Source organism: Luteibacter sp. 3190 (assembly GCF_031456385.1).
In the GTDB taxonomy this organism is placed as follows: domain Bacteria; phylum Pseudomonadota; class Gammaproteobacteria; order Xanthomonadales; family Rhodanobacteraceae; genus Luteibacter.
The window spans coordinates 587332-608879 of sequence record NZ_JAVDUO010000001.1 but is presented as its reverse complement, the minus strand read 5'-3'; the positions used below and the strand labels follow the sequence as shown (position 1 = coordinate 608879).

Genomic DNA, 21548 nt, shown 5'->3' with positions numbered 1-21548 from the left:
CGCAACACTTTCGTCATGACCACGTAACGGGGGATAATTCGGCCAGACGCGCCCTCGCCAGGGGACCGGCTCGACCGCAGTTGGCGAGGCACTCTCCCACCCCAGGACCTCCCAGGCGGAACCAAAACCATGTCTCTCGCAAGCACGCGCCGCATGCCGCGACGTCTCGTCATTGCCCTGTCCATCGCCACGGCGCTCACCGCTGGCACGGCCATCGCCCAGGACGCCACGCAGGACACGCAGACGTCCGCTCCGACCAAGACGGCCACCCTGCAGACCATCAACGTGACCGCCGAAAAGCGCACGGAAGACCTGCAGAAGGTGCCTATCTCCATGACCGTGGTCACCGCCGAGAAGCTGGAGGCCTTCGGCCAGGCCGGCGACGGCGTGCTGCAGCTCGCCTCGCGCGCGCCCAGCGTCTACGCCGAAACCTCCTACGGCCGCGAATTCCCGCGTTTCTACATCCGCGGCCTCGGCAACAGCGACTTCGACCTCAACGCGTCGCAGCCGGTCTCGATGGTCTACGACGACATCGTCCAGGAGAACCCGATCCTCAAGGGCTTCCCGCTGTTCGACCTCGAGCAGGTGGAAGTGCTGCGCGGCCCGCAGGGCACGCTCTTCGGCCGCAACTCGCCGGCCGGCGTGATCAAGTTCGACTCGCGCAAGCCGACCCAGGAAACCGAGGGCTACGCCCGCGTCTCCTACGGCTCCTATGGCACGGCCAACGCCGAGGCCGCGATCGGCGGCAAGCTGGCGTCGAACTGGTCGGGCCGCGTCTCCGCCCTCGCCCAGCACCGCGACGGCTGGATCGACAACGACTACACCGGCAAGAAGGACGATCTCGGCGGCTACAACGACCGCGCCGTGCGCCTCCAGGCCCTTTACAAGGCCTCGGAAGACTTCGATGCACTGATCAACGTCCACGGCCGCTGGCTCGACGGCAGCGCCATGGTCAACCGCGCCAACTCGATCACCCTCGGCGGCGACCAGTTCGTGCCGGGCTTCGATCGCGATTCGGTGTCGCAGGATGGCCGCAACAAGCAGCACCTGTTCACCTGGGGCAGCAACCTGCACCTGAACTGGCACTTCGGCGATCTCAACTTCGCGTCGATCACCGGCCTCGAGCGCGCCACCACGTACAGCCTCGGCGACGTCGACGGCGGCTACGACGCGTCCGAGACGCCGGCGAAGCCGAGCTTCACCAACCGCGTCACCCCGTTCTACTCCGAAACGGCCGACGCGCTGCCGAAGGATCGCCAGATCACGCAGGAATTCCGCCTGTCGAACGACTCGGCCGAGCGCCTGAAGTGGCAGGTGGGCACGTACTACTTCGACGAAGACATCGCGATCACGAACTTCAGCTACGACACGCTCAACAACCACGTGCTCAACGGCTGGGTCGACCAGAGCCAGCGCACGAAGGCGTGGGCGGTGTTCGGTTCGGCCGACTACCAGTTCACCGACGAATTCGACGTGCGCGCCGGCGCGCGCTGGTCGCACGACAAGCGTGACTTCAAGGCCGAGCGCTTTCTCGGCTTCACCGGCCCGGTCGGCCCGCTGACGTCGGATCCGACCGACTCGCGCTGGAGCGGCGACGTCACCGGCACCTGGCAGCTGTCGAAGAATTCGAACGTCTACGCGCGCGTCGCGAACGGTTTCCGCGCACCCAGCGTGCAGGGCCGCATCAACTTCGCCAACAGCATCTCGACGGCCAAGCCGGAGACGATCACGTCCTACGAGATCGGCTACAAGTCCACGTCGGACGACAACAAGCTGCGTTTCAACGCCGACGTGTACAAGTACAACATGCACAATCAGCAGCTGACGGCCGTGGGTGGTGCCACCAACGTCACGCAGCTGATCAACGCGAAGAAGACCGAAGGCTACGGCGCCGAGTTCGATCTCGAGGCCTACCTGACGCCGAACTTCTACATGACCGCCGGCGGCAGCTACAACCACACGGAACTGAAGGACCGCAACCTCGCGGTCGCTCCGTGCGGCGGCGGCTGCACGGTCATCGATCCGCTCAACGCCACCGGCAACGCGCTGATCGACGGCAACGTGCTGCCGAACGCGCCGAAGTGGATCGGCACGTGGACCGCCCGCTACGGCATCCCGTACGGCGAGAGCGGCGAGTTCTTCGTCTACACCGACTGGAACTACCGCAGCGAAGTGAACTTCTTCCTGTACGAGTCGGAAGAGTTCCGCAGCAAGCCGTTCCTCGAAGGCGGCATCCGCATCGGCTACAACTGGGACTTCGGCAAGCGCGAGGTCGCGTTCTACGGCCGCAACATCACCAACAAGAAGGTGATCACCGGCGGCATCGACTTCAACAACCGCACGGCGTTCGTGAACGACCCGCGCATCATCGGCGTGGAGTTCCGCGCGGAGCTGTAAGTCGCTCCGCGGCGTGACGATGACGGGCCCTTCGGGGCCCGTTTTTTTTGCTCGTCGCACCGGCGCATGCCGGTACGACGGCGAGCATGCCTGCAACCTTTTAGGCGTTCAGCGCATCTCTACCGTGCCTGCCCACCAGCACACCCCGGCACGGCATAGGCCATAAGTCATATGGAAATCAACGAAATTTCCGTTGACGGCTAAAAATCTGGTGTTATAGTTCACTACAACACCGGTCACCCACAGCACCACAGGAGCAGACACCATGAAAAGCCCGAACTACATCGCCCTGGCCGCCTCCTTCGCCATCGCCGCTTCCGCCCTGGTCGGCTTCCACAGCACCTCGACCACCGCCGCCCCGCTGACCGAGATCAACGGCGCCAAGGTCACCGACCTCGCCCCGATCGTCGTCTACGCCGATGCCGGCGCGGATGTCGCCTCCCTGTAACCCCCAAGAGCCTCCACACGTCATCGGAGTACTTCCATGAAAGCGCCGAACCTCATCGCCCTGACCGCTTCCCTTCTGATTGCCGGCACCAGCGTGTTCGCCCTGCGCTCCTTCGATGACCGCGCCGCCTCCATGCTCGCCGCGCCGCACTTCGTCAACGGCACCCGCGTCGTCGACCTGGCCCCGATCGAAGTGCGGCCCACGGACGCCGAAGTGCGCCAGGCCATGCTGGCGAGCGAAGACACCCTGGATTCGGCCGCGGCCGCCATCAAGCGCAGCGCCGAAGATCGCGCCGCAGCGCTCATCGGCGCGCAGCTGGCCATGCCCTACTATTCGTTCGGTAACGCACTGCGCCACACGGCGAAGGAATGAACTACATGTCCATCACCTGGAACGACAGCGTCCCGATCTACCGCCAGCTCCGCGAACGCGTGGTGGCGATGATCCTGGATGGCGCCTTGAACGAAGGCGATCCGCTGCCGTCGGTCCGCCAGGTCGCGGGGGATTTCCAGATCAACCCGCTGACCGTATCGAAGGCGTACCAGGAGCTGGTCGACGAACAACTGGTTGAGAAACGGAGGGGTCTTGGCATGTTCGTTATCGATGGCGCGCGCGACGCGCTGCTGAAAAGTGAAAGGGAGCGCTTCCTGCGCGAGGAATGGCCGGCCCTGTTCGCCCGCCTGCAGCGCATGGGCCTCGACCTCAAAACCCTGATGCGTGAAGCCAACGGCTCCACGGAGGACCCGTCATGACCGCGGTCGTTACCGCCACCGGCCTGACCAAGCGCTACAAATCTTCCCTGGCGCTGGACGGCGCCAGCTTCCAGATCGGCGCCGGCCGCATCGTCGGCCTGATCGGCCCGAACGGCGCCGGCAAGACGACCGCCCTGAAGGCGATCCTGGGTCTGACCACGTTCGACGGTCAGCTCAGCGTCCTCGGCCTCGACCCGCGCAAGGATCGCGGCAAGCTGATGGAGCAGGTCTGCTTCATCGCCGACGTCGCGGTGCTGCCGCGCTGGCTGAAGGTGCGCGACGCCGTGGATTTCGTCGCCAACACCCATCCCCGCTTCGACCGCGCCAAGTGCGACGCCTTCCTGGCCCGCACGAAGCTGCAGCCGGGGCAGAAGGTGAAGCAGCTCTCCAAGGGCATGATCGTGCAGCTGCACCTCGCGCTGGTGATGTCGATCGACGCGAAGCTGCTGGTGCTGGACGAGCCGACGCTGGGTCTGGACATCCTCTACCGCAAGCAGTTCTACCAGAGCCTGCTGGAGGATTACTTCGACGAGGAGAAGACGATCCTGGTCACCACCCACCAGGTCGAGGAGATCGAACACATCCTCACCGACCTGATGTTCATCCGCGACGGGAAGATCGTGCTCGATACCGACATGGACAGCCTCGGCGAACGGTTCTCCGAAGTCCTCGTGGGTTCGGAACTGGCCGCCGCCGCGCGCGAACTGAAGCCCCTGGACGAGCGCCAGGTCTTCGGCAAGAGCATCTTCCTCTTCGACAACGTCAGCCGCCCGCAGCTCGAACGGCTGGGCGAGGTACGGCGACCGTCGATCGGCGACCTCTTCGTCGCCACCATGAAGGGCACCTACGCATGAAAACCTTCTACTGGCTGGTCAAACGCGAGTTCTGGGAAACCAAGGGCGGTTTCTTCTGGGCGCCGGTCGTCACCGGCATCGTGTTCCTGGTGCTCAACGGCATGGGACTGGTGCTCGGCGAGGTGTTCGGACGCCGGGAGAACCCGCACTGGTGGGGCGGACTCCGCTTCGGCGGCGACGCGCAGCTGCAGGCGCACATGCGCCCGGAAGACCTCCAGCAGGTCGCCGCCGGCGTCGACATCATGTTCTACGCCGTCGCGGGCGTGATCCTCTGCGTCACCGCGATCGTGATCTTCTTCTATTGCCTCGGCGCCCTCTACGACGACCGCCGCGACCGCAGCATCCTGTTCTGGAAGTCGCTGCCGCTGTCCGATACCTCGACGGTGCTGTCGAAGGTCGCCAGCGCGCTGCTCCTGGCCCCGGCCATCGCGGTGGTGGTGGGCGTGATCGTGGCGCTGGTGCTCGGCATCCTGATCGCCATCGTCGCCGCGATCCACGGCGTCGGCGTCTGGTCGCTTCTGATGGCCTCGCATCCCATCCGCGTCGTGATCAACATGATCCTGCTGATCCCGCTCTATGCGATCTGGGCGCTGCCGACCGTCGGCTGGCTGCTGCTCTGCTCCGCCTGGGCACGAGGCAAGCCGTTCCTTTGGGCGATCGCCCTGCCCGTCGGCGCCGGCGTGATCGTCTCCTGGTTCGGACTCATGGGCATCGCCGGCCTGTCGAGCAACTGGTTCTGGAAGAACGTGGTCGGCCGTCTCCTCGGCAGCCTGATGCCCGGCGGCTGGATCGGCAACACCTCGTCGCTGGCGGGCCTCGACGACGACAACCCGGCGTCGCTCGTGAAAGGCATGGATCTGGCGTACCACTACAGCGCCCTTGCCAGCCCCGCGCTCTGGATCGGCGCCCTGGCGGGTGCGGCGATGATCGCCGGTGCCATCTGGTTCCGCCGCTGGCGCGACGACACCTGATCGTGAATCGACCTGGACGGCTCCCTCGGGAGCCGTCTCCATCTGGGGAGGACGCATGATGCTTCGCTCGACGCTGCTCGGATCGCTGCTCTTCGCTGTCACCGCCACCGGCGCGACCGCCGCCGAAAGACCGCCGCTGCGCGGGGCCGCGCTGGACGCGCGGATCACGCAACTCATGAAGGACGCCAACGTGCCCGGCTTCGCGATCGCCGTCATCGACGACGGCAAGGTGGCCTCGGTCAAGGCCTATGGCATGCGCGATGTCGAGAAGGGCCTGCCGCTGACCACCGATACCGTCATGTACGCGGCATCGCTGACCAAGGCCGCGTTCGCCTACGCCACGATGTCGCTGGTGCAAGCCGGGAAACTGAGCCTCGACGAAAGCATCGCCGCCGATCTGCCGAAGCCCCTGCCCGAGTACAAGAAATACGCCGACCTCGCCGGCGACGAGCGCTGGCGCAAGCTCACGCCCGCGATCCTGTTGAGTCATCGCAGCGGCTTTCCCAACTTTCGTTTCTGGCAGCCGGGAAAGGCATACGACCCGGACGGCAAGCTCTCGTTCTGGTTCGATCCGGGCACGCGCTACGGTTACTCGGGCGAAGGCATCAACCTGCTGCAGTTCGTGCTCGAGAACGGCAAGGGCATCGATGTCGCCACCCTGATGAAGGATCGCCTGTTCGTGCCCTTCGGGATGACGCGGACGAGCATGACGTGGCGGCCGGACTTCGCATCGAACCTTGCGATCGGTTACGACGAGAACGGCAAGGCGCTCGGTCATGACGAGCGCGAGTCCGTCCGGGCGGCAGGCTCGATGGATACGACGATCGCCGACTTCGCGCGGCTGGTGGCGGCGATGTCCCGGGGCGATGGCCTCGACGCCGCCACGTATCGCACGTGGCTCACGCCCGTCGCCCGCATCCACTCGCCGAAGCAGTTCCCGACGATCGGTCTGCCGGATACGACGGCCTATGACGACATCGCGCTGGGCTCGGCGCTCGGCGTCGTTACCTTCCAGTCGCCGCAGGGCCCAGCGTTCTTCAAGGGCGGTCACGACGACGGCACGAACAACCTGTTCGTCTGCCTGGAGCGATCGAAGACCTGCCTGCTGATGATGAGCAACAGCTCGCGCGGCGAGTCGATCTTTCCGTATGTGATCGACGATGTGCTGGGGCGGACGTGTTTCCCGGTGGCGTGGAACGGGTACGTGCGGTACGACCGCCGCGACGAAGCCAACGCCACGCCGGCGTGTAAGAAGTGATCGGTCTTCCGTGGCGTCAACGGCGGTTGCCGGCAGCCTCGCCGCGACCACCCGGCGCCCCGCCGTAGGCACCGGCGTGCGCCGGTGCGACGTGAGGGGGCCGGTGCGCTGAACGCACGAGACCCCTCACGGTCATCCCGGCGTACGCCGGGATCCACGGCCCCGGTCGTCAGGCTCGCGACGACGCCGACGCTGCTCAGCCACCGCCACCGCCGCCGCCATGGATGCCGCCCTTGGTCAGCGCGGCGGGGTCGAGCAGCTTCGCCAGTTCCGCCTTCGACAGGCCCGTGGTCTCCAGCGCCACGTCCAGGATCGGCCTCTTCTCCTTATAGGCCTGCTTCGCGGTCGCCGCGCCCTTTTCGTAGCCGATCACCGGATTGAGGGCGGTGACGAGGATCGGGTTCTTGTCCAGCGCCGCGCGCACGTTGTCCTCGTTCACGCGGAACCCCGCGATGGCCTTGTCGGCCAGCAGCGTCGTCACGTTGGCGAGGATCTCGATCGACTGCAGCAGGTTGTACGCGATCACCGGCAGCATGACGTTGAGCTGGAAGTTGCCCGACTGACCGGCGATGGCGATCGTGGCGTCGTTGCCGATCACCTGCGCGGCGACCATCGCGGCCGCCTCGGGAATCACGGGGTTCACCTTGCCCGGCATGATCGACGAGCCCGGCTGCAACGCCGGCAGCTCGATCTCGCCCAGGCCGGCGAGCGGGCCGGAATTCATCCAGCGCAGGTCGTTGGCGATCTTCATGACCGCGACGGCGAGCGTGCGCAGTTGGCCTGAGAGCTCCACCGGACCGTCCTGCGCGGCCATGCCCGAGAAGTAGTTGTCGGACGATTCGAACTTCACGCCCGTCAACTTCGTCAGTTCGACCGCGACGGACGGGCCGAACTTCGGATCGGCGTTGATGCCCGTGCCCACGGCGCTACCGCCCTGCGGCAGGCGCCGGGTGCGTTTGAGGGTGTCGTTGATGCGCTCGATGGCGTCGCCGATCTGCGCCGACCATCCCGAGAGCTCCTGGCCGAACGTGATCGGCATCGCGTCCATCAGGTGCGTGCGGCCGGTCTTGACGACCTTCTTCAGCTCCTTCGCCCGGCCGTCGATGGTCTTGCGCAGGTGCTTCAGGGCCGGCAGCAGCCGCTCGGTGGTCGCCAGCGTGGCGCTGACGAGGATGGCGGTGGGAATCACGTCGTTGGAGCTCTGCCCCGCGTTGACGTGGTCGTTCGGGTGGACCTTCGTGCCCGCGGCTTCGGCGAGGTGCGCGATGACCTCGTTGGCGTTCATGTTGGAGCTGGTGCCCGAGCCGGTCTGGAACACGTCGATCGGGAAATGCTCGTCCACCTCGCCGGCGGCGACCCGGGCCGCGGCGTCGCGGATCGCCCTGGCCGAGGCCTCGTCGAGGTGTCCCAGCTTCACGTTGGCGTCGGCGGCGGCCGATTTCACGAGGCCCAGCGCGCGGATGAACTCGCGCGGCATCGTCAGCCCCGACACGGGGAAGTTGTCCACGGCCCGCTGGGTCTGGGCCCCGTAGAGGGCTTTGGCGGGGACCTTCAACTCGCCCATGCTGTCGCGTTCGGTACGGAACTTCGTCATGCGCAGAACTCCGGAGGGGGACGCCCCATTGTAGGAGCGCGCCTCGCGCGCGACATCTTTTCGCGAGCGAACCCGGATCCGGCGCGCGAGCTCGGGGTTCCCCGCGAAAGGCTGTCGCGCGCGAGGCGCGCTCCTACGGGGCCAAGGCGCTGGCGGCCCGGTATAATCGCCGATTGACCGCCCCCGCCCCAGGAACGACCCCATGTCCCACGCCACGCTGACCGCCCTCTCGCCGCTGGACGGCCGCTACGCCGCCAAGGCCGGCCCGCTGCGTCCGATCTTCAGCGAATTCGGCCTGATGCATCGCCGCGTGCACGTGGAGATCCACTGGCTGCTCGCGCTCGGCGCCGACCCGGGCATCGTCGAGCTGCCGGCGTTCTCGGCGGAGGCCGTGACGCGCCTGCTCGCCATCGCTAACGACTTCTCCGCGGAGGACGGCGAGCGCATCAAGGCGATCGAGGCCACCACCAATCACGACGTCAAGGCGGTCGAGTACTTCATCAAGGAAAAGATCGGCAACGACCCGGCGCTCGCCCAAGCGAAGGAGTTCGTCCACTTCGCGTGCACCAGCGAGGACATCAACAACCTCGCCTACTCGCTGATGCTGCGCGACGCGCGCGAGACGGTGCTGCTGCCGGCCATCGACCAGGTCATCGCCACCCTGCGCGCCCTCGCGCACGAGCACGCCGGTCTGTCGCTGCTCTCGCGCACGCACGGCCAGACGGCCTCCCCGAGCACCATGGGCAAGGAACTCGCCAACGTCGTCGCGCGCCTGGAGCGCCAGCGTCGCCAGCTGGTGGCGATCGAGATTCCGGGCAAGATCAACGGCGCCGTCGGCAACTACAACGCGCACGTGATCTCGTACCCCGCCATCGACTGGCCCGCGCTCGCCGCCCGCTTCGTCGACGGCCTGGGCCTCACGTTCAACCCGTACACCACGCAGATCGAGCCGCACGACGGCATCGCCGAGTTCGCCGACGTGCTGCGCCGGATCAACATCATCCTGATCGACCTCGCACGCGACATCTGGGGCTACATCTCGCTGGGCTACTTCCGCCAGGCGCTCAAGGCCGGCGAAGTCGGTTCCTCGACGATGCCGCACAAGGTCAACCCGATCGACTTCGAGAACGCCGAAGGCAACTTCGGCCTGGCCAACGCCCTGCTCGGCCACTTCGCCGAGAAGCTCCCGATCAGCCGCTGGCAGCGCGACCTCACCGATTCCACCGTGCTGCGCGCGCTCGGCACGGCGTTCGGTCATTCGCTGGTGGCGCTGGAATCCCTGATGAAGGGCCTCGGCAAGCTCAACGTCAACGCCGAACGCATCGCCGCCGACCTCGACGCGAGCTGGGAAGTGCTGGCCGAGGCCGTCCAGACCGTCATGCGCCGCTTCGGCCTGCCGGAGCCGTACGAGCAGCTGAAGGCGCTCACGCGTGGCCAGGGCATCACGAAGGATTCGATGCGCCAGTTCATCGACGGCCTCGACCTCCCGGCCGATGCGAAGAAGGCGCTCGCCGAACTCACCCCGGCCAGCTACATCGGCCTGGCGGACAAGCTGGCCAGGGCGATCTGATCCGCAACGTCAAGGGACACAACGAGAAGCCCGTCACAACCGGGCTTTTCTTCGCCCTCTGTTCGGATTGCTCCATAGACTGGCGTGTTACCGGTCAGGTACCGTCGCTGCGCGGACAAAGACGCACTCAGCCGATGCATCGACGAGAGCACCACCGTTTAGGACTCGGCTAACACGAACTCGCGGGAGCATCGAATGAGGGCCAGGAACGTAATACTGAGTGCGGCCGTACTGATATCGACAAGTATCTCGGCTCAATCAGCGCAGACAAGGACGACGCAGGCGATGCGGCACGGTGCACCGATGGGTCTGACCGAGTCGTTCTTCGCCTGCGTAAATAGCGCCGGTCTGGATGAATCGAAGGTCAGCGAATGCATCTCGACTGAAAGGAAGGGACAAGATGCGCGCTTAAACAAGGCCTACGGCGTTCTGATGACAAGTCTTGACCCTAAGGCGAGAGACTCAGTGCGTGCCGCTGAACGTGCATGGCTGGATTTCAACACGAAGTCGGTAGCAGCAGAGACGGCAATCGGTGGATCGAATCAGGTGGCCAACATTGACGTATCTCAAGCGGAACTTTTCAGATTCTGCGAGCGCGCGAACGTCCTCGAGAGTTACATCTCATCCATCGGCAAATAAGTAACCAAATACAGTCAAGGAGGAGTCATGCCGGGTCCTGACACGCGAGATCGAGAGGCACTCTCCGGCGCTATCTTTTTTATTGTCGGTCGAGGAACGGAGGGTGGTCCAGCATCGTACCGCCTGAGTGTCGCAGGCGTAACTGATAGCACGTGGGGCGATCCGTCCCGAGTCAGAGACAACAGCGGTTACTCGATCGGGACCATACAAGTGGACTTGGGCCAGCGAGGCACGTGGTCGCTAGGTTCCGCCGATGGGTCGTCCATCCCGGGAGCAAAAAGCTACGTCGATGCCATCATCGACGAGTCAGCCGCACACGCGAAAGAGCATGGAAGCGTGTTCCCCGATGATCGCGCAGCCCTGCGATCAACGCTCCTCACGCATGGCAACGGCCAGAACGGCCGATCCACCATTTCATTTATTGATTCCAGAACCCGAAATGCAATCAACCACTGGGCATCCTCGGAGAACGGAAAGCAATGGATCCATTCGAACGTGGACTTCCCGCAGATAAAGAATGCCACCGAATCTGCAGCTCGAATGGTGGAAACCCACGGAAGGAATATCACTGACGAGCATCGCCTCGAGACGATCGCCATTCTGGCCAAGAGAGCAAATCAATAACCGACGCAGCTCCCGGCCTTCAAACGTGTTCTCGAGAATGGTGGCACTTACGAGGACGTCATGAGCACCGCACTCGATATCAAGTCGCACCACAGGACCTACGCCGGGCCGGAGGCAGCCGACCTTGCCGCGCGGTACCAGGCCGCATTCGCCGATCCAGAAAAGGCGGCTGCGATTGAACGCGCCCAGACAAAAGTTGCCAGCAGCACCTTTGACCCCTCGTCACAGGCTGACGACTCCGATATTCGCGAAGCTCTCAGCGCGATAGGCCAGCGTGTGAGGGCGCACGCGCCCGAGTCCGGCTCGCTCCGCCAGCACTCGTCAGGCGAGTCTGTGCGAGCCTTGCAATCGCAACTTAGCGAGCTCGGCATAACCGACGCACACGGTCGCGCACTCGTTTCTGATGGTAGCTTTGGACCATCCACCAGAGCCGCCGTCGAGAGTTTTCAGCGAGCTCATGGATTACAGGCTGACGGGGTAGCGGGCACGAACACCCGGGAGGCACTCCAGCGCGACCTGAGTCGGGCGCACGAAGTCTCGCGCATGAGCCTCAGCGACGGCCGCCATCCCGGCGTGTCGCTCTACACCCAGGCCCTCGAGAGGGTACGGGGCATCGACGAGCAATGGGGCCGTGCCACCGATCAGGCCAGCTGCAACCTGGCGGGGTCATTGGCCGTGGCGGCATGCTCCGAACGGATGTGCCGCATCGACCACGTCGTCATGAGCGACAATGGATCCCGAGCCTACGCCGTGCAAGGCGATCTCAATTCGCCGTTCAAGGTGCACGCCAATGTCGACGTTGCCCAAGCGGTAAATACCCCACTCGAGCAAAGCGGCGCCGCGTTTTTGCAGGCGGCCCAGCAAGCGGCAAACCAGCAGCAAAGCCAGGTTCAGGTACAGGAGGCACCCAGTCACCAGCCTGCCTTGCACCGATAAGCGGGATCACGCCATCGCACGCGAGCGCGTCCCCTCACGCGCCGTGCGGTCTCGCGTGGTGTTGAGAGGCCTGCTGCCCGTTTACAATCGCGCCCATGGCCATCAAGACCCCCACCCGTAAAGCCCTCCCCATCGAAGTGCGCGGCAGCGCCAGCCAGCCGCTGGGCATGAGCGCGGCCCAGTTCCTACGCGATTACTGGCAGAAGCGCCCGCTGCTGATCCGCAACGCGATCCCGCACTTCGAGGCACCGATCCAGCCCGACGACCTCGCCGGCCTCGCCTGCGAGGAGGGCGTGCTCGCGCGCCTGATCGTCCACGACGAGAAACGCGACCGCTGGACGGTGAAGACCGGGCCGTTCGACGAAGCCGAGTTCGGCAAGACACCGAAACGCGAATGGACCCTGCTCGTGCAGGACGTCGACAAGTGGGACGCAGACGTCGCCGCGCTGCTGGATCACTTCGCGTTCCTGCCCACGTGGCGCGTGGACGACATCATGGTGTCCTACGCCGAGGACGGCGGTGGCGTCGGTGCGCACGTCGACCAGTACGACGTCTTCCTCCTGCAAGGCATCGGCCAGCGTCACTGGGCGATCAGCGACGATCCGGACGCACCGCTCGATTTCCGCGACGACGTCGAACTCAAGCAGCTCAAGACGTTCGAGCCCACGCACGAATGGCTGCTCGAGCCGGGCGACATGCTCTACTTGCCCCCGGGGGTGCCGCACGACGGCGTCGCGATCGGCGACTGCATGACGATCTCCATCGGCATGCGCGCGCCGTCGCAGGCGGAACTGACCGGCGACCTCGCCGACTTCCTCGCCGAGCGGATGCCCGAAGAGCTCCGCTACACCGACCCCGACCTCGCGCCCGCGAAGCGGGCCGGGGAGATCGACAACGCGGCCCTGAACCGCCTGCGCCAGGCCCTGCCCTTCGCCGCCGCGCTCGATCGCGACCTGCTGGCCGACTGGTTCGGCCGGTTCATCACGCGCTACCGCAACGCGCAGGACGCCGCGGCGCCGCCGAAGGCCACGACCGAGGCGGCGCTGGACAAGGCCATCGACGCCGGTGCGACGTTCGTCCGCCACCCGTTCGCCCGCCTCGCCTGGGTGAAGGGAAAGAACGCCGTCACCCTCTACGTCAGCGGCCATGCGTACGAGACCTCGGCCGAACTCGCGGAACGCCTGTCCGGCGCGCGCGAGGTGACCTTCGACCGCGTGCCGTCGAAGGCCGACCGGGCGACCCTGCTGGCCCTGATCAACGACGGCCAGATCGGCATCCGCAAGGGCCGCCGCCGGTGACCTCCGCGGGCAGGCCTCTGGCGGCGGACGACCGGGCGAGCCTCGAGGCCGCCCTTCTCCAGCTGCTGGCGGGTGCCCGTCACCGTCTCGCGATCTACCTGCCCACGATGGAGCCGGGCATCCTCGAGAGCGAGGCCGCGCTCGCCGAACTGCGCCGCCTCGCCACCGGCGGCCGCCACGCGCAGGTCCGCATCCTCACGCACGACGCCGAACGCGCGCACCGCGAAGGACACCGGCTGGTCGCGCTCGCGCAGCGGCTGCCCACCGCCATGACCATCCGCGTGCCGACCGATGAGAGTCATCTGCGCTACGCCTCGGCCTTCGTCACCGATCTCGCCGGTGGCTTTCTGTTCAGGCCGAGCGCCACCCGGTTCGAGGCCCGCGGCGACCTCGACGCCCCCGGTGAGACCTCTCGCCTGACGGCGTATTTCGACGAAGTCTGGGAGCGGGCCGAGCCCGCCTGGCAGATAAGACCACTCGGGATCTGAGATCGCCGCGGCACGCGAGATTGGGTTGGCGCGGCGCAGCAGCACGGCGCTATAATTAACGGATTCTTATGCCGCGGGCAGTCCCCACATGCCCCGTGGCAGCCCGTCCTTTTCGTGTGTGCCGGTGGTGACGTGAGCGCAAACCTGATCCGCGAGTTTTCCGAATCCTCCCAACTCGCCGGCGGCAACGCCGACTACGTAGAGCAAGTCTACGAGGCCTGGCTGGCCGATCCCGGCTCGGTTCCGGCGGAATGGGACGGCTACTTCAAGACCTTCAAGGGCCGCGAGGCCGGCGACGTCCCCCACTCCGGCGCCATCGCCCGCATCGAGGCCGCGCAGAAACAGCGCCGCTCGGCGGTCGCCGCACCGGCGGCGGGTTCGGCCGACGACGCCTACGCGCAGAAGCAGGCCGGCGTCCTCCGCCTGCTCACCGCCTACCGCTCGCGCGGCCACATCGCGGCCCAGATCGACCCGCTCGGCCTGAGCGTGGCGGATATCGACACCCCGGACCTCGGCCTCGCCTTCCACGGCCTGTCCGACGCCGACCTCGACACCGAGTTCGACACCGGCACCTTCGCGGGCGGCGGCCAGCGCATGAAGCTGCGCGACCTGCTCGCGAAGCTCAAGCAGATCTACACCGGCACCATCGGTGCCGAGTTCATGTACATCTCCGACTACGACCAGCGTTCGTGGATCTACTCGCGCCTCGAGAAGGCGGCGGGCAATCCGGGCCTGCAGAAGGCGGAGAAGGTTCGCGTCCTCGAAGCGCTGACGGCGGCCGAAGGCCTCGAGCGCTACCTGCACACGAAGTACGTCGGCCAGAAGCGTTTCTCGCTGGAAGGCGGCGACAGCCTGATCCCGATGGTCGACGACGTCGTCCGCGCCGCCGGCGACAACGGCGTCAAGGAAATCGTGATCGGCATGGCCCACCGCGGCCGTCTCAACGTGCTGGTCAACATCCTCGGTAAGGCCCCCTCGCAGCTCTTCAACGAGTTCGAAGGCAAGTTCGAGCACGACGACAGCCCGATCCACACCGGCGACGTGAAGTACCACATGGGCTTCTCGGCCGACGTCAAGACGCCCAACGGCGGCGTGCACGTCGCGCTGGCGTTCAACCCGTCGCATCTGGAGATCGTCAATCCCGTGGTCGCCGGTTCGGTCCACGCGCGCCAGGCGCGCCGTGGCGATACCGCCCGCGAGAAGTCGGTCGCCCTGCTCATCCACGGCGACGCCGCCTTCGCGGGCCAGGGCGTCAACATGGAACTGATGCAGATGTCGCAGGTCCGCGGCTTCGCGGTCGGCGGCACGCTGCACATGGTCGTGAACAACCAGGTCGGCTTCACCACCTCGCGTCGCGACGACTCGCGCTCCACGCTGTACTGCACCGACCTCGCCAAGATGGTCAACGCGCCGGTCTTCCACGTGAACGGCGACGACCCGGAAGCCGTCATCCAGGTCACGCGCCTGGCGTACGAGTTCCGCAAGCAGTTCAAGAAGGACGTCGTCATCGACCTCGTCTGCTACCGCCGCCACGGCCACAACGAGGCCGACGAGCCGGCGGCCACGCAGCCGCTGATGTACCAGGTGATCCGCAAGCGTCCCACCACGCGCGACCTCTACGCGCAGGCGCTGGTCAAGGGCGGCACCATCGCCGCCGACGACGGCCAGAAGATGCTCGACGACTACCGCGGCCGCCTCGAGAAGGGCGAGCCGCTGATCTCCATCGATCCGAACCCGCAGCGCGACATCTCGGTCGACTGGACGCGCTTCCACGGCAACAAGCTGTCGATGGACGTCGATACCGGTGTGTCGCGCGAGACGATGGGCAAGGTGCTCGACGCCCTGCTCGACGTCCCGACCGACGTCACGCTGCATCCGCGCGTCGCGAAGATCTACGAAGACCGTCGCAAGATGGCCGCCGGCGAACTCCCGGGCGACTGGGGCTTCGCGGAGAACCTCGCGTACGGCACGCTGCTCGCCGAAGGCAACGACCTGCGCGTCGTGGGCCAGGACGCCGGCCGCGGCACGTTCTTCCACCGTCACGCGGTGCTGCACGACCAGAAGAGCGACGAGTGCTACATCCCGCTGCGCAAGGTCCGCCAGGGCGCGCGCGTGGAGGTCATCGACTCGCTGCTCTCCGAAGAAGCCGTCATGGCCTTCGAGTACGGCGAAGCCACCACCTCGCCGGACCAGCTCACCATCTGGGAGGGCCAGTTCGGCGACTTCGCCAACGGCGCCCAGGTCGTGATCGACCAGTTCATCAGCTCGGGCGAAGCGAAGTGGGACCGCCTCTGCGGCCTTGCGCTGTTCCTCCCGCACGGCTACGAAGGCCAGGGCCCGGAGCACTCCTCCGCGCGCCTCGAGCGCTTCCTGCAGCTGTGCGCCATGGACAACATGCAGGTCTGCGTGCCGACCACCCCGGCGCAGGCGTTCCACATGATCCGCCGCCAGCAGGTGCGCCCGGTGCGCAAGCCGCTGATCGTGATGACGCCGAAGTCGCTGCTGCGCCACAAGCTCGCCGTGTCGTCGCTCGACGAACTCGCCAACGGCCGTTTCCAGCTGGTGATCGGCGAGCATCGCGATCTGCCGGCCAAGAAGGTCAAGCGCGTCGTGCTCTGCTCGGGCAAGGTCTACTACGACCTGCTCGAAGACGCCGAGAAGCGTGGTCTGAACGATGTCGCCATCGTTCGCGTCGAACAGCTCTACCCGTTCCCGCGCCCGGAAGTCTCGGCCGAACTGGAAAAGTACGCTTCCGCCAAGGAAGTGGTGTGGTGCCAGGAAGAGCCGATGAACCAGGGCGCCTGGTTCCAGATCCGTCACCACCTGCAGGCCTGCATCGGCCCGAAGCACAGCCTGTCGTACGCCGGCCGTGCCCGTTCCCCGTCGCCGGCCGCCGGCCACCTCAACACCCATATCGCCGAACAGACGGCGCTCGTCGAACAGGCGCTGGTCGCGCCGGTCGGCACCGATCACGCAGCGGAGTAAGACAAGCATGTCCATCGAAGTCAAAGTCCCGGTCCTGCCCGAGTCGGTCTCCGACGCGCTCATCGCCACCTGGCACAAGAAAGCCGGCGACGCGGTCAAGCGCGATGAAAACCTCCTCGACCTCGAGACCGACAAGGTCGTTCTCGAAGTGCCGGCGCCGGTCGACGGCGTGCTGAAGGAAATCAAGTTCGAGGAAGGCGCCACGGTCACCAGCAGCCAGGTGATCGCCGTGATCGAGGAAGGCGCCGCCGCTGCCGCGCCCGCCCCGGCCGCCGCGCCCGCCGCCGCCGAGGCGCCGAAGGCCGCGAAGACCGAAGCCGCCGAGCCGAAGGGCGTCGACGAGCTCTCGCCGGCCGGCCGCCGCGTCGCGGTGGAAGAGAACATCGACCCGTCCACGGTCGCCGGCACCGGCCGCGACGGTCGCGTGACCAAGGAAGACCTGGTCAACGCCGGCAAGGGTGGCGCTGCCGCCCCGGCGGCGGCCGCCGCGCCGGCCGCGAAGCCGACGCCGGGTTCGCGCCCGGAAGAGCGCGTGCCGATGACCCGCATCCGCACCCGCATCGCCGAGCGCCTGATGCAGTCGAAGAACTCGATCGCGATGCTCACCTCGTTCAACGAAGTGAACCTCGCCGAGGTCGTCAAGCTGCGCAAGTCGCTGGGCGAGCAGTTCGAGAAGGCGAACGGCGTGAAGCTCGGCTTCATGAGCTTCTTCGTCAAGGCGGCCACAGAGGCGCTCAAGCGCTACCCGGTGATCAACGCCTCGGTGGACGGCAGCGACATCATCTACCACGGCTACCAGGACATCTCGATCGCCGTGTCGACCGACAAGGGCCTCGTCACGCCGGTGCTGCGCGACGTCCAGGACATGTCGTTCGCCGACGTCGAGAAGGGCATCATCGGTTACGCCAAGAAGGCCCGTGACGGCAAGCTCGGCCTGGACGACCTCCAGGGCGGCACCTTCACCATCACCAATGGCGGCACCTTCGGCTCGCTGCTCTCCACCCCGATCGTGAACCCGCCGCAGAGCGCCATCCTCGGCATGCACACGATCAAGGAGCGCCCGGTCGTCGAGAACGGCCAGATCGTCGCCGCGCCGATGATGTACATCGCCCTGTCGTACGACCACCGGATCATCGACGGCCGCGACGCCGTGCTGTTCCTGGTCGACATCAAGAACCAGCTCGAAAACCCGCAGCGGATGCTGCTGGGGCTGTAATGGCCGGCTGAACCCACATGTGAAGGCGGGAGTCGCGAGACTCCCGTTTTCATGTCCAGACCCCATATATGGGCGGTAGGCAATACCGCAGTGATATCCGGAGCTAAGCAATGAGCGACAAGTTCGACGTCATCGTCATCGGTGCCGGCCCCGCGGGCTATGTGGCCGCGATCCGCGCCGCGCAGCTGGGCCTGAAGACCGCCGTGGTCGACGCCTTCGTCGGCAAGGACGGCAAGGCCGCCCTGGGCGGCACCTGCCTCAACGTCGGTTGCATCCCGTCCAAGGCGCTGCTCGATTCCTCGAAGCAGTTCCACAATCTGACGCACAACTTCAAGGATCACGGCATCACCGCCGAGAACGCGAAGATCGACATCGGCACCTTCATCGGCCGCAAGGACAAGATCGTCAAGCAGTTCACCGGCGGCGTGACGATGCTGTTCAAGGCGAACAAGATCACCTCGTTCTTCGGCAAGGGCAAGCTGCTCAAGGGCAACCAGGTCGAAGTCACGGGCAACGACGGCAGCGTCCAGACCCTCTCGGCCACCAACGTCATCCTCGCGTCCGGCTCGGTGCCCATCGAGCTGCCGTTCGCGAAGTTCGACGGCAAGCACATCATCGACAACGCCGGCGCGCTGGATCTGGCCGAGGTGCCGAAGCGCCTGGGCGTGATCGGTGCGGGCGTGATCGGCCTGGAACTCGGCAGCGTGTGGAAGCGCCTCGGCGCCGAGACCACCGTGCTCGAAGCCCTGCCGAAGTTCCTGCAGGTCGCCGACCAGGACATCGCCAAGATGGCCGCCCGCGAGTTCGCGAAGCAGGGCCTCGACATCAAGGTCAACGCCAAGGTCACGTCGGCCGAGGTCAAGGGCGACGAAGTCCACGTCGGCTACACCGACAAGGACGGCAACGCGCAGACCCTCGTCGTCGACAAGCTGCTTGTCGCCGTGGGCCGTCGCGCTTACACCGCCGGCCTGCTGGCCGACGACACCGGCGTGAAGCTCGACGAGCGCGGCCGCATCGTGGTCGACGAGCACAACCACACCGGCGTCGACGGCGTCTGGGCGATCGGCGACGCGGTGCGTGGCCCGATGCTCGCGCACAAGGGCTCCGAGGAAGGCGTGATGGTGGCCGAGCTGATCGCCGGCAAGCCGGGTCACGTCAACCTGGATACCGTGCCCTGGGTCATCTACACCGAGCCGGAAATCGCCTGGGTCGGCAAGACCGAAGAGCAGCTCAAGGAAGAAGGGATCCCGTACAGGACGGGCGCCTTCCCGTTCGCCGCCAACGGCCGCGCCGTGGCGATGAACGAGGGCATCGGCCAGGTGAAGATGATCGCCCACGCCGAAACCGACCGCATCCTGGGCGTGCACATGGTCGGCCCGGCGGTGTCCGAGCTGATTCACGAGTGCGTCGTGGCGATGGAGTTCAAGGGCTCGTCGGAAGACCTCGCCCGCATCGTCCACGCCCACCCGGCGCTCTCGGAAGTCGTGCACGAGGCCGCCCTGTCGGTCGACAAGCGCGCCATCCACAAGGGCAACTGATCGCAAGCCACGAACGAAGCCCGCTCATGCTGTGTCGCATGGGCGGGCTTTGTCGTTTTCGAGCCACGGTGTCTTTGTAGGAGCGCGCCCTGCGCGCGACATGTTTTGAGGCCGAGCCCCGGAGCTGGCGCGCCGGGTTGCAGGAAGCGGCGAAAAGATGTCGCGCGCAGGGCGCGCTCCTACAAAAACATCGGAGAGAATGAGCATGCGTGAGATCACATCCCTCTGCGTCTACTGCGGCTCCAGCAGCGGCGCGCACCCCGAATACACCGAGGCCGCCTGGGCCTTCGGCACGCGCATGGCGCAGGAAGGCATCGCGCTGGTCTACGGCGGCGGCAAGGTCGGCCTGATGGGCACCGTGGCCGATGCCGTCATCGCGGGCGGCGGCCGCGTCATCGGCGTGATTCCGCGCCAGCTCGTCGAGAAGGAAGTCGCGCATACGGGGCTCACCGAACTGCATGTCGTTGAGACGATGCACCAGCGCAAGACGCGCATGTACGAGCTGTCCGACGCGTTCGTCGCCCTGCCGGGCGGCTTCGGTACGATGGACGAGATGTTCGAGATGCTGACCTGGGCACAGCTCGGCCTGCACACGTATCCCTGCGCGTTCCTCGACGTGCGGGGCTTCTACCGCAGCCTCGCCGCCACCATGGACCACATGGTGTCCGAGGGCTTCGTCAAGGCGGTGCAGCGCGACCAGGTGTGGTTCGGCGACGGTATCGACGCGCTCTTCGCGTGGATGCGCAGCTACGAGTCCACGTATGTGCCGAAGTGGATCACACCGACCTCTGTCGATAGCATCGGCTGATCGAGCCGGCCAGGGAGACACCCATGACATCGTTCCGAGCGTTCCGTATCCACCAGGACGGCGCCGGCCACCGCGCCGGCATCGAAACCATGGACACCGATAGCCTCTCGCCAGGCGAGGTGCTGGTCCGCGCGGAATGGTCGTCGGTGAATTACAAGGACGCCCTCGCCGGCACCGGCAAGGGCAAGATCCTGCGCACGTACCCCCTGAACGGCGGCATCGACGTCGCCGGCACGGTGGTCGCGTCGTCCGATCCCGCCTTCCGCGAGGGCGACAAGGTGCTCGCCACGGGCAGCGGCCTCTCGGAGACGCTCGACGGCGGCTACGGTGAGTACGTGCGCCTGCCCGCCGCCTGGACGGTCGCCCTGCCCGCCACGCTCACCACCCGCGAGGCCATGATCATCGGCACCGCCGGCTTCACGGCGGCCCTCGCGCTGCTGCGCATGACCGAGAACCGCCAGACGCCGTCCCTGGGGCCGATCGCCATCACGGGCGCCACGGGCGGTGTTGGCATGCTCGGCATCGACATCTTCAGCGGCGCCGGATACGAGGTCCATGCGATCAGCGGCAAGCCCGATCGCTTCGACTTCCTGCGCGGCATCGGCGCCACCACCTGCGTCGACCGTCACCAGCTCGCCTTCAGTGGCAAGCCCATGGAATCCGCCCGTTACGGCGGGCTGCTGGACAATGTCGGCGGGGCGACGCTCGCCGGTTTCCTGCCGGCCATCGCGCCGTACGGCAATGCGGCCATCTGCGGCCTCGCCGGCAGTCCGGCGCTCGAAACGACGGTCATGCCCTTCATCATCCGCGGCGTCAGCGTACTCGGCATCGCCTCGGCCGGCACCGCGCGCGACGTTCGGGACGAGGTGTGGAAGCGCCTCTCCTCGGAGTGGAAGCCACGCCACCTCGACACCATCTGCACGAAGGAAGTGGCACTTGAAGACGTGGCAGGCGTCTTCGGTGCGATGCTCGAGGGAGGATCCTTCGGTCGCACGCTCGTCCGGATCGCTTCCTGATACCTGCCTGGGCACGTTTGTGTTGCCGCACCATTGATACGGGCGCGGTGGCCGGTAGAATGGCCGCTCGCCAAGGGCGCCACGCGCGACGTTTTTTCGTCACCGCGGATCCGCGACACCTGCCGGGACGGCAGGCGTCTTCAAAGAACACATCGG

General features: G+C 66.3%; 19 protein-coding genes. 18 read left to right on the top strand and 1 reads right to left on the bottom strand.

Annotated elements, in window-relative coordinates; translation table 11 throughout:
* Positions 1 to 129 precede the first annotated feature (129 nt).
* From J2X58_RS02955 to J2X58_RS02925, 7 genes are all read left to right on the top strand, one after another.
* On the top strand, positions 130 to 2397 hold the full coding sequence (locus J2X58_RS02955) for a TonB-dependent receptor (RefSeq protein ID WP_310046315.1): 2268 nt from the start codon (positions 130 to 132) through the stop codon (positions 2395 to 2397).
* 265 nt (positions 2398 to 2662) lie between these two features.
* A complete protein-coding gene (locus J2X58_RS02950) occupies positions 2663 to 2845 on the top strand; it encodes a hypothetical protein (protein WP_090054091.1) in 183 nt (60 codons plus the stop codon).
* Between the two features lie 36 nt (positions 2846 to 2881).
* Positions 2882 to 3217: a hypothetical protein gene (locus J2X58_RS02945; protein ID WP_090054092.1), complete on the top strand. Its 336-nt coding sequence runs from the start codon at positions 2882 to 2884 to the stop codon at positions 3215 to 3217.
* Between the two features lie 5 nt (positions 3218 to 3222).
* A complete protein-coding gene (locus J2X58_RS02940; RefSeq protein ID WP_029213371.1) occupies positions 3223 to 3597 on the top strand; it encodes a GntR family transcriptional regulator in 375 nt (124 codons plus the stop codon).
* Positions 3594 to 4451: an ABC transporter ATP-binding protein gene (locus tag J2X58_RS02935; RefSeq protein WP_090054094.1), complete on the top strand. Its 858-nt coding sequence runs from the start codon at positions 3594 to 3596 to the stop codon at positions 4449 to 4451. Before J2X58_RS02940 ends, J2X58_RS02935 begins: the two co-directional genes overlap by 4 nt.
* Entirely contained in the window at positions 4448 to 5422 is a 975-nt protein-coding gene (locus tag J2X58_RS02930; RefSeq protein WP_310046313.1) for a hypothetical protein, read from the top strand. Before J2X58_RS02935 ends, J2X58_RS02930 begins: the two co-directional genes overlap by 4 nt.
* Positions 5423 to 5477: 55 nt before the next feature.
* Positions 5478 to 6680 carry a serine hydrolase domain-containing protein gene (locus tag J2X58_RS02925; RefSeq protein WP_310046312.1) on the top strand — a complete coding sequence of 401 codons (1203 nt, stop codon included), beginning with the start codon at positions 5478 to 5480 and terminating at the stop codon, positions 6678 to 6680.
* Positions 6681 to 6876: 196 nt separating this feature from the next.
* On the opposite strand, the gene J2X58_RS02920 is transcribed toward J2X58_RS02925, so the two are convergent.
* Complete coding sequence (locus J2X58_RS02920; protein WP_310046310.1) at positions 6877 to 8274, bottom strand: class II fumarate hydratase; 1398 nt, start codon at positions 8272 to 8274, stop codon at positions 6877 to 6879.
* A 202-nt stretch (positions 8275 to 8476) separates the two neighbouring features.
* Between J2X58_RS02920 and purB the strand changes: the two genes are divergently transcribed.
* The 11 genes from purB (at position 8477) to J2X58_RS02865 (ending at position 21392) form a co-directional block, all read left to right on the top strand.
* The gene (purB, locus tag J2X58_RS02915; RefSeq protein ID WP_090054100.1) at positions 8477 to 9844 is read left to right on the top strand and encodes an adenylosuccinate lyase; all 1368 of its coding nucleotides are present in this window, start codon (positions 8477 to 8479) and stop codon (positions 9842 to 9844) included.
* 303 nt (positions 9845 to 10147) lie between these two features.
* Positions 10148 to 10483 (top strand): lysozyme inhibitor LprI family protein, encoded by a 336-nt coding sequence (locus J2X58_RS02910; protein WP_310046308.1) that lies wholly within the window; start codon positions 10148 to 10150, stop codon positions 10481 to 10483.
* 27 nt (positions 10484 to 10510) lie between these two features.
* On the top strand, positions 10511 to 11107 hold the full coding sequence (locus J2X58_RS02905; RefSeq protein ID WP_310046307.1) for a hypothetical protein: 597 nt from the start codon (positions 10511 to 10513) through the stop codon (positions 11105 to 11107).
* Between the two features lie 60 nt (positions 11108 to 11167).
* Positions 11168 to 12043 carry a peptidoglycan-binding domain-containing protein gene (locus tag J2X58_RS02900; protein WP_310046305.1) on the top strand — a complete coding sequence of 292 codons (876 nt, stop codon included), beginning with the start codon at positions 11168 to 11170 and terminating at the stop codon, positions 12041 to 12043.
* Positions 12044 to 12138: 95 nt separating this feature from the next.
* Positions 12139 to 13341 (top strand): cupin domain-containing protein, encoded by a 1203-nt coding sequence (locus J2X58_RS02895; protein WP_310046302.1) that lies wholly within the window; start codon positions 12139 to 12141, stop codon positions 13339 to 13341.
* The gene (locus J2X58_RS02890; protein ID WP_310046301.1) at positions 13338 to 13829 is read left to right on the top strand and encodes a hypothetical protein; all 492 of its coding nucleotides are present in this window, start codon (positions 13338 to 13340) and stop codon (positions 13827 to 13829) included. Before J2X58_RS02895 ends, J2X58_RS02890 begins: the two co-directional genes overlap by 4 nt.
* A 132-nt stretch (positions 13830 to 13961) precedes the next feature.
* Complete coding sequence (locus J2X58_RS02885) at positions 13962 to 16814, top strand: 2-oxoglutarate dehydrogenase E1 component (RefSeq protein WP_310046300.1); 2853 nt, start codon at positions 13962 to 13964, stop codon at positions 16812 to 16814.
* A 7-nt stretch (positions 16815 to 16821) separates the two neighbouring features.
* Positions 16822 to 18030, top strand: a complete 1209-nt coding sequence (gene odhB, locus J2X58_RS02880) for a 2-oxoglutarate dehydrogenase complex dihydrolipoyllysine-residue succinyltransferase (protein WP_090054108.1) — start codon at positions 16822 to 16824, stop codon at positions 18028 to 18030.
* 110 nt (positions 18031 to 18140) lie between these two features.
* Positions 18141 to 19568, top strand: coding sequence for a dihydrolipoyl dehydrogenase (gene lpdA / locus J2X58_RS02875; protein WP_090054110.1), 1428 nt, complete (start codon positions 18141 to 18143; stop codon positions 19566 to 19568).
* Positions 19569 to 19773: 205 nt separating this feature from the next.
* Positions 19774 to 20376: a TIGR00730 family Rossman fold protein gene (locus tag J2X58_RS02870; protein WP_310046298.1), complete on the top strand. Its 603-nt coding sequence runs from the start codon at positions 19774 to 19776 to the stop codon at positions 20374 to 20376.
* Positions 20377 to 20399: 23 nt separating this feature from the next.
* Positions 20400 to 21392 (top strand): acryloyl-CoA reductase, encoded by a 993-nt coding sequence (locus tag J2X58_RS02865; protein WP_310046296.1) that lies wholly within the window; start codon positions 20400 to 20402, stop codon positions 21390 to 21392.
* Positions 21393 to 21548 lie beyond the last annotated feature (156 nt).

Coding starts and splice junctions, on each gene's coding strand:
- J2X58_RS02955 (WP_310046315.1), top strand. CDS start 130: ATGTCTCTCGCAAGCACGCGCCGCATGCCGCGACGTCTCGTCATTGCC.
- J2X58_RS02950 (WP_090054091.1), top strand. CDS start 2,663: ATGAAAAGCCCGAACTACATCGCCCTGGCCGCCTCCTTCGCCATCGCC.
- J2X58_RS02945 (WP_090054092.1), top strand. CDS start 2,882: ATGAAAGCGCCGAACCTCATCGCCCTGACCGCTTCCCTTCTGATTGCC.
- J2X58_RS02940 (WP_029213371.1), top strand. CDS start 3,223: ATGTCCATCACCTGGAACGACAGCGTCCCGATCTACCGCCAGCTCCGC.
- J2X58_RS02935 (WP_090054094.1), top strand. CDS start 3,594: ATGACCGCGGTCGTTACCGCCACCGGCCTGACCAAGCGCTACAAATCT.
- J2X58_RS02930 (WP_310046313.1), top strand. CDS start 4,448: ATGAAAACCTTCTACTGGCTGGTCAAACGCGAGTTCTGGGAAACCAAG.
- J2X58_RS02925 (WP_310046312.1), top strand. CDS start 5,478: ATGATGCTTCGCTCGACGCTGCTCGGATCGCTGCTCTTCGCTGTCACC.
- J2X58_RS02920 (WP_310046310.1), bottom strand. CDS start 8,274: ATGACGAAGTTCCGTACCGAACGCGACAGCATGGGCGAGTTGAAGGTC.
- purB (WP_090054100.1), top strand. CDS start 8,477: ATGTCCCACGCCACGCTGACCGCCCTCTCGCCGCTGGACGGCCGCTAC.
- J2X58_RS02910 (WP_310046308.1), top strand. CDS start 10,148: ATGGGTCTGACCGAGTCGTTCTTCGCCTGCGTAAATAGCGCCGGTCTG.
- J2X58_RS02905 (WP_310046307.1), top strand. CDS start 10,511: ATGCCGGGTCCTGACACGCGAGATCGAGAGGCACTCTCCGGCGCTATC.
- J2X58_RS02900 (WP_310046305.1), top strand. CDS start 11,168: ATGAGCACCGCACTCGATATCAAGTCGCACCACAGGACCTACGCCGGG.
- J2X58_RS02895 (WP_310046302.1), top strand. CDS start 12,139: ATGGCCATCAAGACCCCCACCCGTAAAGCCCTCCCCATCGAAGTGCGC.
- odhB (WP_090054108.1), top strand. CDS start 16,822: ATGTCCATCGAAGTCAAAGTCCCGGTCCTGCCCGAGTCGGTCTCCGAC.
- lpdA (WP_090054110.1), top strand. CDS start 18,141: ATGAGCGACAAGTTCGACGTCATCGTCATCGGTGCCGGCCCCGCGGGC.
- J2X58_RS02870 (WP_310046298.1), top strand. CDS start 19,774: ATGCGTGAGATCACATCCCTCTGCGTCTACTGCGGCTCCAGCAGCGGC.
- J2X58_RS02865 (WP_310046296.1), top strand. CDS start 20,400: ATGACATCGTTCCGAGCGTTCCGTATCCACCAGGACGGCGCCGGCCAC.